The sequence below is a fragment of the Microbacterium sp. MEJ108Y genome, from assembly GCF_000834175.1.
GTDB lineage: Bacteria > Actinomycetota > Actinomycetes > Actinomycetales > Microbacteriaceae > Microbacterium > Microbacterium forte.
Genome location: NZ_JXQX01000023.1, coordinates 1 through 15,195 on the forward strand (window position 1 = coordinate 1; position 15,195 = coordinate 15,195).

Here is a 15,195-nt window from a genome sequence, read left to right on the forward strand (position 1 = left end):
GGGGGGGGGAACCGATCATCATGACCGCATCCAATCAGCAGATCGTGATCGACGAGGACGAGCTCCGCGCGCACGTGCGGGCGCTCACCGCAGCGGCCGAGCTGCTCGGATCCGCCGCCACGACAGCCGCCGGAGGTGTGGGGCAGTCGGCGTTCGGCGCGATGTGCGGCCCCTTGCTCGGGCCCGCGGTCGACGCGCTCGCGGATGCCTCCGAGTCGACGCTCGCTGCCGCGACGACTCTCGCCGACGCGACGGCGACCGGCCTCAAGGGGATCGTCGATGCCTTCGGCGCGATCGAAGACGGCGCCGTCACCTCGTTCCGCGCCATCGAGGGAGAGCTGTGAGCGCGTCCGCAAGCATCAGCAGCCAGGTGCGCTCCGGTTCGTGGGCGGCGGGAGCACCCGGGTACAGCGCCTCGCAGGCCGACTGCGCGAGCATCCCCGGCATCGCCGGCATGCTCATGCAGTACATCGCCCCGCTGCGGGAGTGGTTCGACGATCTCCTCGGCGACCCCGGCACCGTCGGCGGGTTCGCCTCGCGCTGGGAGGGAGCAGAGAGCTCGCTCCGCCGAGTGGTCGAGACGCTCCGCGATGCCGAGCCCCGGCTGGCCGAGCTCGACGGCCGCACGGTCCGCGCGCTGCGGGCCCGGTACGGCGACCTGCTGTCCGTCGCCGAGGATGCCGCCCAGTGGACCGGAGCCACGGCGAGCGCGGTGCGCCTGGTCAGCCAGATCATCGAGTCGACACGAGTGCTGATCTGCGACTTCCTCGGTCGCCTGAGCCGCTTCGCCGACGATCTGTTCCGCTTCAGCCTCAATCCCCTGCAGAAGCTCGAGGACATCCAGCGGTTCGCCGAGTCCGCAGCCGAGTTCGTCAGCACCGCCGGCGCGCTGGTCAAGAGTCTCACCGGCGCCGTCGTGTCTCTTGCGCAGCTCCTCTACAAGCTCGTGCCGCTCGTCGGCGACGCGCTGGCCACCCTCCGCGATGTCCTCGCCGACATGCTGCCGCTGGTCGGCGGACTCACCGGCGGGCCGCTCGGACTGGTGTTCGGCAACGTGCTCCACGACTTCTTGACCGGTGACGCGCAGGTCCGCGAGATCGATCCGTCGACGTTGAACGAGGATCAACTGGCCGCATGGAACGACGCTCACGAGGTCACCTCGCTCGACTCGCTGTCGGATCTCGTGTCGGTGAACGGCACGACCGACGCGATGGGCGGGGAGAGCTCCACGGCGATCGACATCAAAGAGGTCGTCAGTCCCGACGGCTCGACGCACTGGGTCGTGTCGCTCCCGTCGACACAGGCCTGGGAGTTCGGCCCCTCGAGCGGCGCGATGAACGACCGGGACAACAACCTCGCGCTGATGCTCGACAACCCGCTCTTCCGCACTCAGTACGAGCGCGCGGTGCTGGATGCGATGCAGCAGGCGGGGATCCCTGCGGGATCCGACGTCGTGCTGACCGGCTTCAGCCAGGGCGGCATCATGGCGGCGAACCTCGCCGCGGACTCGTCCTTCCCGTACAACCCGATCGGGGTCGTGACCAACGGCTCCCCCGTCGACAACTTCCACGTGCCGCCGAACGTGCCGGTCTACGCGTTCCAGCACGCGACAGACGTCGTGCCGATGCTGGATGGGAGCCTCGTCGGCGTTCCCGGGCTGCCGGGCCAGTCCCCGTTCGACATCCCGAACACCCCGGTGACCGTGCTCCCGCCGAACATCCACCAGATCACGCTCCCGGACCCGGATGGGGCACACGGGTTCGGAGCACACAACAACCCGAAGTATGCGACGTCCGTGGCAGAGTGGGAAGCCGCCTATCGCGATGCCAACGGCGGAACGGATCCTTGGGACCTCGCCGGTCTCGGCGGCACAGTGGTCGATCACCAGGTATACCAAGGAGTGGAACGCTGATATGAGCATCACCGGCCGTGCGCGAGCCACTCGGGGAGCCGTCGCACTCGCGCTCGCGGCGATGATGCTCGCACTGAGCGGGTGCGGCCCGCTTCTGAAGGAGACCTCCGACGGGGACTTCGCCGAGACGATTCCCGCAGCGCTGATGGATTCAGAGATCGGCGTCACCGATGCCTACGCTGCGAAGACGATCTCCGGGTTCACCTTCTATCTGAGCGTGGGCGTCGATCTCGACCACGAAGACGCCTCCGCCGATGATCTGGCGGGCATCCTGAGGATCGTCCTCGAGCACAACGACGTGCCCAGCGACGAGATCGACCTCGGCGTCAACGGAAGTGATGGCGAATCGATCGACCTCGAGGCGTTGGTGCGGAGCATCTCGCCCGACCTGGAGATCGCGTCGAGCACCTACGGCGACATCCAGGTGACGAACGACCAGGCAGCCGCGATCGTCGAGGCCGTCTGGGGCGAGTGAGGGGCTCCCCTCCGGTTCGGGGCGATTAGACTGTGGGGCACAACCCACACTCAGGCACGCTCACACAGTGCCGCATACATCGCTCGAGGAGACCTCCATGTCCGTGATTCCCGACAAGCCCGTACTCGAAGGTCTCGAAGCGAAGTGGGGTGAGTCGTGGTCCGAGCAGGGCACCTACCTGTTCGACCGACTCCGCGCCGCACAGTCCGGCCGCGAGGGTGTGTACTCGATCGACACTCCCCCGCCGACCGCATCCGGCAGCCTGCACATCGGCCACGTGTTCTCGTACACGCACACCGACGTCAAGGCGCGCTTCGAGCGCATGCGCGGCAAGAACGTGTTCTACCCGATGGGCTGGGACGACAACGGCCTTCCCACCGAGCGTCGGGTGCAGAACTACTACGGCGTGCGCTGCGACCCCTCGCTTCCCTACCAGGACGACTTCACGCCGCCGTTCGAGGGCGGCGACAACAAGTCCAGCCGCGCCGCCGACCAGGTGCCGATCAGCCGACGTAACTTCATCGAGCTCTGCGAGCGTCTGACGATCGAAGACGAGAAGCAGTTCGAGGCGCTGTTCCGCCAGCTCGGCCTCTCGGTCGACTGGACCCAGACGTACCGCACGATCTCGGACGACACCATCCGCCAGAGCCAGCTCGCGTTCCTGCGCAACCTCGAGCGCGGCGAGGCCTACCAGTCGCTCGCACCGACCCTGTGGGACATCGACTTCCGCTCGGCGATCGCGCAGGCCGAACTCGAGGATCGCGATCAGCAGGCCGCTTATCACACCATCGATTTCCCCTTCGCCGACGGATCTGGCTCGATCACGATCGAGACCACCCGCCCCGAGCTGCTGCCGGCGTGCATCGCGATCGTGACCCACCCCGAGGGCCCGCACAAGCACCTGATCGGCACGAAGGTGCGCACGCCGTTCTTCGGCGCAGAGATCGAGATCCACGGACACCACCTCGCACAGCCCGACAAGGGCACGGGAGCCGCGATGGTCTGCACCTTCGGCGACGTGACCGACATCATCTGGTGGCGTGAGCTGCGCACAGCCGCGGGCGACCACCTCCCGAACATGACGACGATCGGTCTCGACGGCCGGTTCCTCCCGACCGCCCCGTCGATCGTGGCCGACGCTGAGGCCATCGACTGGTACCAGGCCGAGCTCGCCGGCAAGACGGTGTTCTCGGCCCGCAAGGCCATCGTCGAGAAGCTGCAGGAGACCGGCGACATGACGGCGGTCGGTAAGCCGTTCAATCACGCGGTGAAGTTCTTCGAGAAGGGCGACCGCCCGCTCGAGATCGTCTCGACCCGCCAGTGGTACATCCGCAACGGCGCGCGTGACGCGAAGCGGCGCGACGAGCTGCTCGAGCGCGGCACCCAGCTGACGTGGCACCCGGACTTCATGCGCGTGCGCTACGAGAACTGGGTCGGCGGCCTGACCGGCGACTGGCTCGTGTCACGCCAGCGCTTCTTCGGCGTGCCGATCCCGCTCTGGTACGGACTCGATGAGAACGGCGAGCGCGACTACGACCGGGTGATCGCTCCCGACCACGCGAGCCTTCCCATCGACCCGACGACCGACGTCCCCGCGGGCTACACCGAGGACCAGCGCGGTGCGGCCGGCGGATTCGAGGCCGAAGCCGACATCCTCGACACCTGGGCGACCTCGTCGCTCACTCCGCAGCTCGCCGGCGGATGGCAGCGCGACGAGGAGCTGTGGCAGCTCACCGCTCCGTTCGACCTGCGCCCCCAGGGCCAGGACATCATCCGCACCTGGCTCTTCTCGACCATGCTGCGCTCGACTCTCGAGGACTCCCGATCGCCGTGGCGCAACGCCGCGATCTCGGGCTTCATCGTCGACCCCGACCGCAAGAAGATGTCGAAGTCCAAGGGCAACGTGGTGACTCCGGCGGACATCCTCGAGACCCACGGATCGGATGCGGTGCGCTATTGGGCCGCTTCGAGCCGCCTGGGCATGGATGCCGCTTTCGACCCGCAGAACCCGACGCAGGTCAAGATCGGCCGCCGTCTGGCGATCAAGGTGCTGAACGCCGCGAAGTTCGTGCTGTCGTTCCCCGTACCGGAGGGCGCTCAGGTCACCCACGCGCTCGATGCATCGATGCTCACCGGCCTGGACGCCGTGATCGAGGAGGCGACGAAGGCGTTCGAGAACTACGACCAGGCCAAGGCGCTCGAAGTGACCGAGGCGTTCTTCTGGACGTTCTGCGACGACTACCTCGAGCTCGTCAAGGAGCGCGCCTACAACCAGAACGACGTGGGTCAGGCATCCGCCGCTCTCGCGCTGCGTCTGGCACTGTCGACGCTCCTGCGCCTGCTCGCCCCGATCATCTCGTTCGCGACCGAAGAGGTGTGGTCGTGGTTCGAAGAAGGCTCGGTGCACACCGCGGCGTGGCCTGAAGCACTCGGCATCGAGGGCGATACGGCCGTGCTGTCGGCCGCGAGCGAGGCGCTGATCGGCATCCGCCGCGCCAAGACCGAGGCCAAGGCATCGCAGAAGACTCCGGTCTCCCGCGCCGCGATCGCCGCTCCCGCCGTCAAGCTCGAGGCGCTCCGCGCCGCGGCCGACGACCTCCGGGCAGTGGGACGCATCGCCGAACTCGAGTTCACCGAGGCCGACGAGTTCGCGGTCACCGCGATCGAGCTCGCGCCGGTCGAGGGCGCCTGATGCAGCTGGGCACGAGGTGGGCCACCGGTTCCGAGCCACCGGCATCCGTTCCCGCCGCGCTCCGGCCGGCGATCGCCGAAGTCGAATCGCGCGGTCTCTCCGGGCACTGGACGCTCACGTGGCTCGAAGGCCGCGCGATCGCAGAGCTCGATGCGGGCTGGGAGGTCTTCCAGACCGGGTCCGGCGATGTGGTCGCCCGACCCTTCGAGGACTGAGCGGTCTCTGCTGACGAAGCCCCCTGTCCGCGTCTGCGGCAGGGGGCTTCGCCGTGATCAGAACGCCTCAGCGCCGAGGGAGCCCGATCTGCGCGAGCATGTGCTCGACCGCGCGAGGATCCTGTCGCCTGGTCTGCTGCTCTCGCAGGAGATCGAGAGCGAGGGCCCGCTTCTGAGCGCGGCGAGTGATGCGTCGCTCGACGAAGACCGTGAGGAGATCAGCAAGGCCGAGGAGCTTCCGCTCCGCCTGTGTCGGGGCGACGAGGCGGATGGTCGCGCTGGTCATGATTCCTCCTCGTTCGAGTCAGCGGCACCGGCGAGCACCGGCCCGGTCGCCGGAAGGTCGAAGAGCTCGGTGCGCATCGACACCCGGCGCACGTCCGGCCCGGTCTGGCCGCGATATCGCCCGACGGCACCCTCGATGACTCCCATGAGCTCGTCCTTGAGGTCCTCCATCTGCGAGGGGGTCATCTCGAGGAGGGTTGTGGCGATCAGCCCCGCGTCCTTCCAGCCTTCCGGCACCTCTGTGTCCGGCCGGTTGACGTAGGACATCAGGGTCTCGTGCCGCAGGCGGAAGAACTCCGACGACACGATCTGCGCCGCTGCCTGGTTGGCGGGCGACATGCTCTGGCTCGGACCGGGGATGTCGATGCGCCCCTCAGGCAGCTCCCACCAGCGCTCGCGCGCTGTGCCTCGCCCCTCGACCTCGTGGATCAGGTCATGTGCCGAGAGAGTGCGCAGATGGTAGCTGGTGGACCCGGAGGTCTCCCCCAGCATCGATGCGAGCGAACTCGCCGTCTGCGGCCCATGTGCGCTGAGCAGATCGAAAATCCGCACACGCAGCGGGTGAGCCAGGGCCTTGAGCGCCCCGGAATCGAGTCGTCGCAACTGCTCTTCGTCTGCCATGCATGCAAAGATACTCTTGCAAAGACTTCTTTGCAAGCATTCTTTTGCAAAGCAATCTTTGTCTGCTCGCCTCTCAGCTCACGACGGCTCGCGCGGCGACGAAGGCAGCCACGCATCTTTCGATCTGCTCGGGCGTATGCGCCGCCGAGAGCTGTACGCGGATCCGCGCCAGCCCGCGAGGAACGACGGGGAAGCTGAACGCGGTCACGTAGATGCCCTGCGCCTGCATCTCCGTCGCGATGCGCGCTGTGAGAGCCGCGTCGCCGAACATCACGGGGACGATCGGATGCTCTCCCGGCAGCAGATCGAAACCCTCCGCCGTCATCCGCTCACGGAACAGTGCCGCGTTGTCGCGCAGACGCGCACGGAGATCGGCCGAACCCTCGACGAGATCGAGCGCGGTGAGGGTTCCGGCGACGATGGCGGGGGCGAGCGTGTTCGAGAACAGATACGGACGCGAACGCTGACGCAGCAGGGCGACGACGTCGGCGTGCGAGGCGACGTAGCCACCGGATGCTCCGCCCAGCGCCTTCCCGAACGTGCCCGTATAGATGTCGACACGATCGGCGACACCGCAGAGTTCCGGCGTTCCTCGTCCGTTCTCCCCTACGAAGCCGACCGCGTGCGAGTCGTCGACGAACACCAGGGCGTCGTGGCGATCCGCGAGGTCGCAGATCTCGGCGAGCGGCGCGATGTAGCCGTCCATCGAGAACACGCCGTCGGTGACGATCACCCGGAAGCGTGCATCGGATGCCGCCTGCAGCTGCGCTTCGAGATCCGCCATGTCACGATTGCGGTAGCGAAGCCGACGCGCCTTCGAGAGACGGATCCCGTCGATGATCGACGCGTGATTGAGTTCGTCCGAGATGATCGCGTCCTCAGCACTGAAGAGCGTCTCGAACACTCCTCCGTTCGCGTCGAAGCATGACGAGAAGAGGATCGAGTCGTCGGTGCCGAGGAATCCCGCGAGTCGTCGCTCGAGCTCCAGATGCTGTTCCTGCGTACCGCAGATGAAGCGGACGCTGGCGAGCCCGTAGCCCCACTCCTGCAGTGCCGCAGTGGCGGCATCCAGGATCCGCGGGTCGTCGGCGAGACCGAGGTAGTTGTTCGCGCAGAAATTGAGCACCTCTGCGCCGTCGGCGGTGATCTCGGCGTTCTGCGGCCCGCGGATGCCTCGTTCGTGCTTCGTGAGGCCCGCGGCCTCGATCCCGGCGAGCTCGTCAGCCACATGCTTCTGGAATGTCCCGTACATCACAGCTCCGTCCAATCGAGGATGATCTTTCCCGTGCCGGCGGACTCGGCCGCGGCAAAGCCCTGTTCCCAGTCCCTGGCGGGGATCACATCCGCGATCACCCGTCCGATCGAGTCGCGCAGCGTCGCACTCGTCTGCAGCATGGCACCCATCGCGTTCCACGTCTCGAACATCTCGCGTCCGTAGATCCCCTTGATCGTGAGCATGTGCGTGACGAGCTTGCCCCAGTCAATCTCGAATCCGGTGCTGGGCAGTCCGAGCATCGCGATCCGGCCGCCATGGTTCATGTTGTCGATCATCGCCGGGAGCGCCGACGCCGCGCCGCTCATCTCGAAGCCGATGTCGAATCCCTCGCGCAGACCGAGCGCCTGCTGGGCATCTCGGATCTCGCGGGCCGAGACGTCGACGACCTCGTCCGCGCCCATGAGACGCGCCATCTCGAGGCGAGGCGCGCTCACATCCGTCGCCGCGATGAAGCGGGCTCCGGCGTGCCGAGCGACGGCGATCGCCATGAGGCCGATCGGACCGCACCCTGTCACGAGCACATCCTCACCCACGAGCGGGAACGTGAGCGCCGTGTGCACGGCGTTGCCGAGAGGATCGAAGATCGCGCCGAGCTCCGGCGCCACGTCGGCGTGATGCACCCAGACGTTCACGGCGGGCAACGCCAGGAACTCGGCGAAGGCCCCGTCGCGTTGCAGCCCGAGGCCGATCGTGCGGATGCACATCTGGCGGCGTCCTGCGCGGCAATTGCGGCACGTGCCGCACACGATGTGCCCCTCGCCCGACACCCGATCGCCCACAGCGATGTCGTGGACGAGCGGACCGACCTCGACGACCTCGCCGTAGAACTCGTGACCGGGGATGAGTGGGGCATCGATGGCGGATGCAGCCCAGTCGTCCCAGCGACGGATATGCAGATCGGTGCCGCAGATCCCCGTACTCAGCACGCGGATCACGACTTCGTCTGGCGCCGCAGTGGGCTCGGGACGATCCACGAGCTCGAGTCCGGCGGCGCGTTCGGCTTTGAACAATGCCTTCATATGTCGATCAGATCGCATTCGACCATGTAGAACAACCGGTAACTTCTGCATAGACCCTGTAGCAAACACTAATCTGAGTGGATGGAACTCCATCAGCTGCAGATCCTGAGAGAGCTCGGCGCTCTGGGAAGCGTCACCGCCGTCGCCGAGACGCTCAACGTCACCCCGTCTGCCGTGTCACAGCATCTGGCAGCCCTGCAACGGAGCTTCCGCACACCGCTCACGCGCAAAGACGGCCGTCGCCTCACGTTGACCGCAGCCGGGCAGGCGCTTGCGGCAGCGGGCGCCGAGGCGATAGACGCGATGGCCGCAGCGCGCAGCGCGCTGGACGACTTCGAGAACGACAGCACCGGCGTGGTCACAATCAGCGGATTCCACAGCGTCGGGCAGGCGCTCTTCGGGTCGCTGATCCGTGAACTCGACGACTCCCCCGCGCCGCCGACCGTGCAGCTCACCGACGAGGACGTGGCGCAGAGCGAGTTCCCCGCTCTCGCAGCCCGGTACGACCTCGTGCTCGCGCACCGCATGGAGCATTCGCCGCCGTGGCCGACAGACGGGGTGCGCAGCCTGGCGCTCGTTCGAGAACCGCTGGACGTCGCCGTCTCGTCTTCCCACCCTCTCGCCACCCGCGCGCAGGTGACGTCCTTCGACGTCATCGACAGCCCCTGGGTCACGAGTCGCATCGGATACTCGCCCGACGATGTGCTGCGCGCCGTCTCAGCCGTCGCCGGGCGTCCCGTCGAGATCCGCCACCGGATCAACGACTACGGTGCGGTCGCGGCGGTCATCGCTGCGGGCGGGGTCCTCGGGATGCTGCCGCGCTATACGTCCCGCACCGTCGACGACCGTGACATCGTGCGGCTTCCGCTGCGGGGAGTCAGCACCCACCGGATGATCGACGTGCTCGCCAGGCCGGAGAACCTGAGACGACAATCCGTGCGCGTCGTCGTCGACGCCCTGCAGCGGGTGATGGCTAGGCTCAGAGGATGACCGACGCCTCGAACCCTCTGCTTCAGCCGTCTGCACTCCCCTACGGGCTCCCCGATTTCGCGGCGATCACGCCCGAGCACTACCTGCCCGCGTTCCAGGCGGCGTTCGACGAGCATCTCCAGGAGATCTCTCGGATCACCATGGTGCGATCGATGCCCACCTTCGAGAACACGATCGAGGCGCTGGAGCGCTCCGGAGAACTGCTCGACCGCGTCGCACACACCTTCTACACCGTCACATCGGCCGACGCGACGCCCGAGATCCAGAAGATCGACGAGCAGCTCGCTCCGCTCATGGCGGCGCATCACGATGCCATCACTCTCGACGGGGCGCTGTACTGGCGCGTCCAGCAGGTGCATGCGCGCCTGGATGACCTCGAGCTCGACGACGAGCAGCGGTATCTCGTCGAGCGGCACCATCGCGAGATGACCCACGCAGGTGCGGCCCTCGACGACGACGCGAAGAGCCGGCTCACCGTGCTGAATCAGCAGCTGTCGACGCTGAGCAACACCTTCGAGCGCAACCTGCTCAACGACACGAACGATCTCGCCGTGGTGTTCGACTCCTCCGACGAACTCGACGGTCTCAGCAGTGGGGAGCTCTCCGCCGCAGCTCGTGCGGCGAGCGATCGAGGCCTCGACGGACGGTTCGTCATCACTCTCCCGTTGTTCACCGGGCATCCGTATCTCGCTCAGCTCCGCGACCGCGAGTCCCGCCGCCGCATCATGGCGGCCTCACGGTCGCGGGCGTCCCGCCCCAACGCGAACGACAACCGGCCGGTGCTCACGGAGATCGTCCGCCTGCGCGCCGAGCGCGCAGCGCTGCTGGGCTACGACTCGCATGCCGCCTACGTCACCGCAGACGAGACGGCCGGCAGCCCTGTGGCTGTAGAGCGGATGCTGCGCGAGCTCGCCGCGCCGTCTGCGCGGAACGCCCGTGCAGAGCGGGAAACCCTGCAGTCGATCGTCGACGAGACGGAGGCCGCACCCTTCACGGTCGAGGCGCACGACTGGGCGTTCTACACCGAGAAGGTGCGCACTGCCCGCTATGCGATCGACACGAGCGCGCTGCGCCCGTGGTTCGAGGCCGAACGGGTGCTCCAGGACGGGGTGTTCTTCGCGGCCACACAGCTCTACGGGGTGACGTTCGCAGAGCGGCACGACCTCCGGGCCTACCACCCGGGTGCTCGCGTGTTCGAGGTCAGCGATGCCGACGGCAGCGCGGTGGGCCTGTACGTGCTCGACCTCTACACGCGCGACTCGAAGCGCGGTGGCGCGTGGATGAATCCCATCGTCAGCCAGTCGCGCCTCCGAGGGACGCTGCCCGTCGTCGTCAACAACCTCAATGTCCCGCTTCCCGGTGACGGTGAGCCGACCCTACTGACGCTCGACGAGGTCACGACGCTGTTCCACGAGTTCGGGCACGCACTGCACGGTCTGTTCGCCGTCGTCACCTACCCGCACTTCGCCGGCACGAACGTCTTCCGCGACTTCGTCGAGTTCCCGAGTCAGGTCAACGAGATGTGGATCCTCTGGCCCGAGGTCCTCGACAACTACGCACGTCACTACGAGACCGGCGAAGCGCTCGACCCCGCGATCGTCGAACGCCTTCGCGCCACCGAGACGTTCGATCAGGGTCACGCGACGAGCGAGTACCTCGCGGCAGCGTGGCTCGATCAGGCGTGGCACCGCATGGATACGAGGGCCGTCGTCGACGACGTCGCCGAGTTCGAGGCGGCCGCGCTCGCCGACATCGGACTCGACGATCCCGTCGTGCCGACCCGCTACTCGTCGACCTACTTCGCGCATGTCTTCTCGGGCGGATACAGCGCCGGCTACTACTCCTACATCTGGAGCGAGGTGCTCGACGCCGACACGGTCGACTGGTTCCGCGAGAACGGCGGACTCACGCGCGAGAACGGCGACCGGTTCCGCGCCCGTCTCCTCGGCGTGGGTGGCTCCAAGGATCCGCTCGACGCATACCGCGACTTCCGTGGCCGGGATGCCGAGATCGCGCCGCTGCTGAAGCGTCGCGGCCTCGAAGCATGAGAGAGTCGCGCGCCGCCTCCTGACGTCAGCGGTCGAGACGCTCCATCGCCGAGCGGTCGAGACGCTCCATCGCCGAGCGGTCGAGACGCTCCATCGCCTTGTACCAGGTGAGCTGATGGTAGCTCTGCGAGAGATGCTCGCCGAGGGTGTCGAGAGGGACTGTGTGCACGGCGATCGCCTCGCTGTCATCGAGCGACTGCTCGGCGACGCGCACGCAGCCTCGGGCGAGGAAGTGATGCACCCGGTTGGTGTGGTTGCCGAAGTTGGCCCAGGTGGCTCCGAGACCGATCATCTCCTCGGCCTCGTACCCGGTCTCCTCGCGCAGCTCTCTGACCGCGGCTGCGTCCGGCGATTCGCCAGCCTCCACGCCGCCGCCGATCGTGCCGACCGCGACGATCGCGGCTCCGTGTCGGTACTCTTCGACGACGATCGCGTGGCCCTCTCGGTCGAGGGCCAGCACCGAGATCCAGTCCCCGTATTCGAGCACGTAATACGGGGCGATGGTCCGCTGACGCTCATCGACGCAGTCGTCCGCGCGCACGCGGATCCAGCGATCGGCATGCACCAGCTCGCTGCCGACCACTCGCCAGGGCGAGGGAACCGAACTCACGCGCTCTTGCGCTTGCGCTCCATCACGATCGTCGGCGCAGCGCCCTCGTCGACGGCCGCCTGGGTGACGATGACCTTCGCCACGTCTTCGGCCGAGGGGATCTCGAACATGATCGGCCCGAGCACGTCTTCGAGGATCGCACGGAGTCCACGAGCGCCGGTCTTGCGTTCGACGGCGAGGTCGGCGATCGAGCGCAGCGCCTCTGTTTCGAACTCGAGCTGAACGCCGTCGAGCTCGAACATGCGCTGGTACTGCTTGACGAGTGCGTTGCGAGGTCCCGTGAGAATGTCGATGAGCGCACTCTGGTCGAGCGGCGAGACCGAGGTCACGACGGGAAGACGGCCGATGAACTCGGGGATCAGACCGAACTTGTGCAGGTCTTCCGGCAGTACCTCGCTGAAGAGATCGAGATCCTTGCCCTTGTCGTGCAGCGGGGCGCCGAAGCCGATGCCATGCTTGCCGACGCGTGCCGACACGATGTCCTCGAGGCCGGCGAACGCGCCCGCGACGATGAACAGCACGTTCGACGTGTCGATCTGGAGGAACTCCTGGTGGGGGTGCTTGCGCCCGCCCTGAGGAGGCACCGATGCCACAGTGCCCTCGATGATCTTCAGGAGAGCCTGCTGCACGCCCTCGCCAGAGACGTCGCGGGTGATCGACGGGTTCTCGGCCTTGCGGGCGATCTTGTCGACCTCGTCGATGTAGATGATGCCCTGCTCCGCGCGCTTGACGTCGTAGTCGGCGGCCTGGATGAGCTTGAGGAGGATGTTCTCGACGTCTTCACCGACGTAGCCGGCTTCGGTGAGCGCTGTGGCGTCTGCGACGGCGAAGGGCACGTTCAGTCGCTTCGCGAGCGTCTGCGCCAGGTAGGTCTTGCCGCAGCCCGTCGGGCCGATGAGCAGGATGTTGCTCTTCGCGATCTCGACGCTCTCGGCCTTCTGCTCGGCCGTCTGAAGGGTGCCGTGCGCACGGATTCGCTTGTAGTGGTTGTACACCGCGACGGCCAGAGCCTTCTTCGCGGGCTCCTGCCCGACGACGTACTCCTCGAGGAATGAGAAGATCTCACGCGGCTTGGGCAGTTCGAAGTCCGCCGTGCCGTCGGCGGAGGACTCCGCCATCCGCTCCTCGATGATCTCGTTGCACAACTCGACGCACTCGTCGCAGATGTACACACCGGGTCCTGCGATGAGCTGCTGCACCTGCTTCTGACTCTTTCCGCAGAATGAGCACTTGAACAGGTCAGCGCTTTCGCCGATACGGGCCATGCGCGTCCTCCTAGGGGGATCCTGAGATCGTCTACTGAGCCTAACCGCTGCATCCGACACCGGGACGCATTGGCGCGGGGTCGCGCATCACGAGTCCGCATCGCCCGACCGCATGTGTCCGCGCCTGCTCGGCGAAGAGCATCGGAGGGGTCGCGTCACCTGCGCCAGGCGAAATAGCCGGTCACCGACGGCGAGGGGATGTCATCGCGCCCCTGTGCGATGTAATGCGTCTCGACTGCAAGGATCTGTCCGCTGTCGGGGGCGACGAGCAGATATTCCTCGTAAGAGGGGTCATCCTCGTGTGCAGCCGAGAACGCGATCGCATCACGGCCCAGCCGGTCAGTCACGGCCCCGACGACCTTGAGGCCCGCCTCATGCGCGAAGTACTCCAGCACCGTGGCTTCCTCTGTCGATGAGAGCTGACGCTGGCGCATGAGGTCCGCGACCGAGTTGATCACCAGAGCCGCATCAGGAAGCTCCGTGGTCTCGTACGTCTTGGCAAAGTATGCGGGGATCTGGTGGCTCTCTGACGGCAGTGGTTCGGTGAACCGAAGTTCTGGGCTGCCGACTGCCCACTCGTCCTCGGAGATGAGCTCACCGACAGCAGGGACCCCCTCGGTCACTGATCGGCCGTCGGCGTCGACGGACGACCCTGCCTTGACGATCTGATGCACGGCGCCGTCGGACTGAACGGTGATGTCGTAATCCAGGTTCACCACATTCGCAGTCTGGTGCTCGCCGTCCGACATCACGACGAGCGACCACGCCACAGCCGAAATCTTCGTTACTTCGGGGTCGGGCGTGGGGGTCTCGGTACCGAGCTTCACTTTCTGGCTCAGGCCCATGAGCAGCTCCTCCCGTGGCTGGGGGACCGGGGATACTTCGAGCAGAGGCGGAGTCGCGGCATACGTCGGAGCAGTCGGAAGGTACAGCGTCAGCCCGAGGGCGATGACGACCACCGCAGCAGCAGTGGCGACCGCCAACGGCATCAGCCTGCTCGGCGCGGTAAGTCTGGCTCGGCGGTGATCCGCGGCGGTGAGCGGTCTCGTGGAGACTAGCCCAGCCAGCTCCTTCTCGGCTCGATCAGTGAGCGGCAGGGTTCGATACCCGCTCACTGGGCGCGCCATACGAATTCTCCGTTCAAGCTCGTCCATCGCTGATCACCTCCTCGTGATGAATGTCCTCTTCTCGTGGAAGCAGATGTCTGAATCGCTCGCGAGCGCGCATCAGGCGAACCCGCACTGCGATCGCGCTGATGCCGAGAATCGATGCGATCTCGGCTCGCGAGAGTTCCTCCCAGTAGGCCATGTACAAGAGTTCGCGGTCGGCCGTCGACACCCTGCGAAGAGCTCGTCGCACCTCGATCGCGTCGTCCGTCGCGGGTCCGAAACTGTCGTCAGAGGTGAGGATCGGCCCCGCGTCAGAAACGAAAGAGCCGAGTCGTCCCTGACGCCGGTACTCGTTGCCGATGAGGTTGCGAAGAGTCGTGTACAGCCACGGCAGGGTCAACTGTGCGCCGTCGTCATGCCGAGCCCAAGCGACACGGAACACCTCGGCCGTCACATCTTCGGCATCTGCCATGGTGCCGAGACGCTGCTGAGCCACGGTCAAGATCAACCGATAGTGCTTCCGATAGAAATCCGGGAACTGATCCAACCGCGCGCCCCCTCCCGCAGCTCTCCTGAACCAACTATTTCCGCACACGAGTGATGTGTTTCACACATTGTTACGAATCTTGAGGCGCGAGGAATATATCTGTTTCGTGGGAACGAACGCCATCACTTCGG

At 66.5% G+C, this 15,195-nt stretch carries 15 protein-coding genes; 7 read left to right on the forward strand and 8 right to left on the reverse strand.

Annotated elements, in window-relative coordinates:
• The 5 genes from RU09_RS11645 to RU09_RS11665 form a co-directional block, all read left to right on the forward strand.
• The coding region (locus tag RU09_RS11645; RefSeq protein ID WP_042540754.1) for a hypothetical protein at nt 1-344 on the forward strand (344 nt) is incomplete at its 5' end.
• Nucleotides 341-1,912, forward strand: coding sequence for a hypothetical protein (locus RU09_RS11650; RefSeq protein ID WP_042540755.1), 1,572 nt, complete (start codon nt 341-343; stop codon nt 1,910-1,912). The genes RU09_RS11645 and RU09_RS11650, both read left to right, overlap by 4 nt.
• Before the next feature lies 1 nt (nt 1,913).
• On the forward strand, nt 1,914-2,387 hold the full coding sequence (locus RU09_RS11655) for a hypothetical protein (protein WP_042540756.1): 474 nt from the start codon (nt 1,914-1,916) through the stop codon (nt 2,385-2,387).
• A gap of 97 nt (nt 2,388-2,484) precedes the next feature.
• Nucleotides 2,485-5,079 carry a valine--tRNA ligase gene (valS, locus tag RU09_RS11660; protein WP_042540757.1) on the forward strand — a complete coding sequence of 865 codons (2,595 nt, stop codon included), beginning with the start codon at nt 2,485-2,487 and terminating at the stop codon, nt 5,077-5,079.
• Nucleotides 5,079-5,294, forward strand: coding sequence for a hypothetical protein (locus RU09_RS11665; protein WP_042540758.1), 216 nt, complete (start codon nt 5,079-5,081; stop codon nt 5,292-5,294). The genes valS and RU09_RS11665 overlap by 1 nt, the downstream gene beginning before the upstream one ends.
• Nucleotides 5,295-5,361: 67 nt before the next feature.
• On the opposite strand, the gene RU09_RS11670 is transcribed toward RU09_RS11665, so the two are convergent.
• The 4 genes from RU09_RS11670 to tdh form a co-directional block, all read right to left on the reverse strand.
• Nucleotides 5,362-5,580 (reverse strand): hypothetical protein, encoded by a 219-nt coding sequence (locus tag RU09_RS11670; RefSeq protein ID WP_042540759.1) that lies wholly within the window; start codon nt 5,578-5,580, stop codon nt 5,362-5,364.
• Complete coding sequence (locus RU09_RS11675) at nt 5,577-6,200, reverse strand: ArsR/SmtB family transcription factor (protein ID WP_042540760.1); 624 nt, start codon at nt 6,198-6,200, stop codon at nt 5,577-5,579. Before RU09_RS11675 ends, RU09_RS11670 begins: the two co-directional genes overlap by 4 nt.
• 73 nt (nt 6,201-6,273) lie before the next feature.
• Nucleotides 6,274-7,452 (reverse strand): glycine C-acetyltransferase, encoded by a 1,179-nt coding sequence (locus RU09_RS11680; protein WP_042540761.1) that lies wholly within the window; start codon nt 7,450-7,452, stop codon nt 6,274-6,276.
• Nucleotides 7,452-8,495, reverse strand: coding sequence for an L-threonine 3-dehydrogenase (gene tdh / locus RU09_RS11685; protein ID WP_042540762.1), 1,044 nt, complete (start codon nt 8,493-8,495; stop codon nt 7,452-7,454). Before tdh ends, RU09_RS11680 begins: the two co-directional genes overlap by 1 nt.
• 81 nt (nt 8,496-8,576) lie before the next feature.
• Between tdh and RU09_RS11690 the strand changes: the two genes are divergently transcribed.
• Entirely contained in the window at nt 8,577-9,485 is a 909-nt protein-coding gene (locus RU09_RS11690) for a LysR family transcriptional regulator (protein WP_042540763.1), read from the forward strand.
• Nucleotides 9,482-11,533: a M3 family metallopeptidase gene (locus RU09_RS11695; RefSeq protein WP_042540764.1), complete on the forward strand. Its 2,052-nt coding sequence runs from the start codon at nt 9,482-9,484 to the stop codon at nt 11,531-11,533. Before RU09_RS11690 ends, RU09_RS11695 begins: the two co-directional genes overlap by 4 nt.
• Before the next feature lie 25 nt (nt 11,534-11,558).
• On the opposite strand, the gene RU09_RS11700 is transcribed toward RU09_RS11695, so the two are convergent.
• From RU09_RS11700 to RU09_RS11715, 4 genes are all read right to left on the reverse strand, one after another.
• Nucleotides 11,559-12,143 carry an NUDIX hydrolase gene (locus RU09_RS11700; RefSeq protein ID WP_082041110.1) on the reverse strand — a complete coding sequence of 195 codons (585 nt, stop codon included), beginning with the start codon at nt 12,141-12,143 and terminating at the stop codon, nt 11,559-11,561.
• Nucleotides 12,140-13,408, reverse strand: a complete 1,269-nt coding sequence (gene clpX, locus RU09_RS11705) for an ATP-dependent Clp protease ATP-binding subunit ClpX (protein ID WP_042540765.1) — start codon at nt 13,406-13,408, stop codon at nt 12,140-12,142. The genes RU09_RS11700 and clpX overlap by 4 nt, the downstream gene beginning before the upstream one ends.
• Before the next feature lie 155 nt (nt 13,409-13,563).
• On the reverse strand, nt 13,564-14,397 hold the full coding sequence (locus tag RU09_RS11710; RefSeq protein WP_042540766.1) for a hypothetical protein: 834 nt from the start codon (nt 14,395-14,397) through the stop codon (nt 13,564-13,566).
• A gap of 151 nt (nt 14,398-14,548) precedes the next feature.
• Nucleotides 14,549-15,112: an RNA polymerase sigma factor gene (locus RU09_RS11715; protein WP_082041111.1), complete on the reverse strand. Its 564-nt coding sequence runs from the start codon at nt 15,110-15,112 to the stop codon at nt 14,549-14,551.
• Between the last annotated feature and the right edge of the window lie 83 nt (nt 15,113-15,195).

Excerpts from the sequence above, each read along its gene's own strand:
- RU09_RS11655 (WP_042540756.1), top strand. The coding sequence starts at position 1,914 with ATGAGCATCACCGGCCGTGCGCGAGCCACTCGGGGAGCCGTCGCACTC.
- valS (WP_042540757.1), top strand. The coding sequence starts at position 2,485 with ATGTCCGTGATTCCCGACAAGCCCGTACTCGAAGGTCTCGAAGCGAAG.
- RU09_RS11665 (WP_042540758.1), top strand. The coding sequence starts at position 5,079 with ATGCAGCTGGGCACGAGGTGGGCCACCGGTTCCGAGCCACCGGCATCC.
- RU09_RS11670 (WP_042540759.1), bottom strand. The coding sequence starts at position 5,580 with ATGACCAGCGCGACCATCCGCCTCGTCGCCCCGACACAGGCGGAGCGG.
- RU09_RS11675 (WP_042540760.1), bottom strand. The coding sequence starts at position 6,200 with ATGGCAGACGAAGAGCAGTTGCGACGACTCGATTCCGGGGCGCTCAAG.
- RU09_RS11680 (WP_042540761.1), bottom strand. The coding sequence starts at position 7,452 with ATGTACGGGACATTCCAGAAGCATGTGGCTGACGAGCTCGCCGGGATC.
- tdh (WP_042540762.1), bottom strand. The coding sequence starts at position 8,495 with ATGAAGGCATTGTTCAAAGCCGAACGCGCCGCCGGACTCGAGCTCGTG.
- RU09_RS11690 (WP_042540763.1), top strand. The coding sequence starts at position 8,577 with ATGGAACTCCATCAGCTGCAGATCCTGAGAGAGCTCGGCGCTCTGGGA.
- RU09_RS11695 (WP_042540764.1), top strand. The coding sequence starts at position 9,482 with ATGACCGACGCCTCGAACCCTCTGCTTCAGCCGTCTGCACTCCCCTAC.
- clpX (WP_042540765.1), bottom strand. The coding sequence starts at position 13,408 with ATGGCCCGTATCGGCGAAAGCGCTGACCTGTTCAAGTGCTCATTCTGC.
- RU09_RS11710 (WP_042540766.1), bottom strand. The coding sequence starts at position 14,397 with ATGCCGTTGGCGGTCGCCACTGCTGCTGCGGTGGTCGTCATCGCCCTC.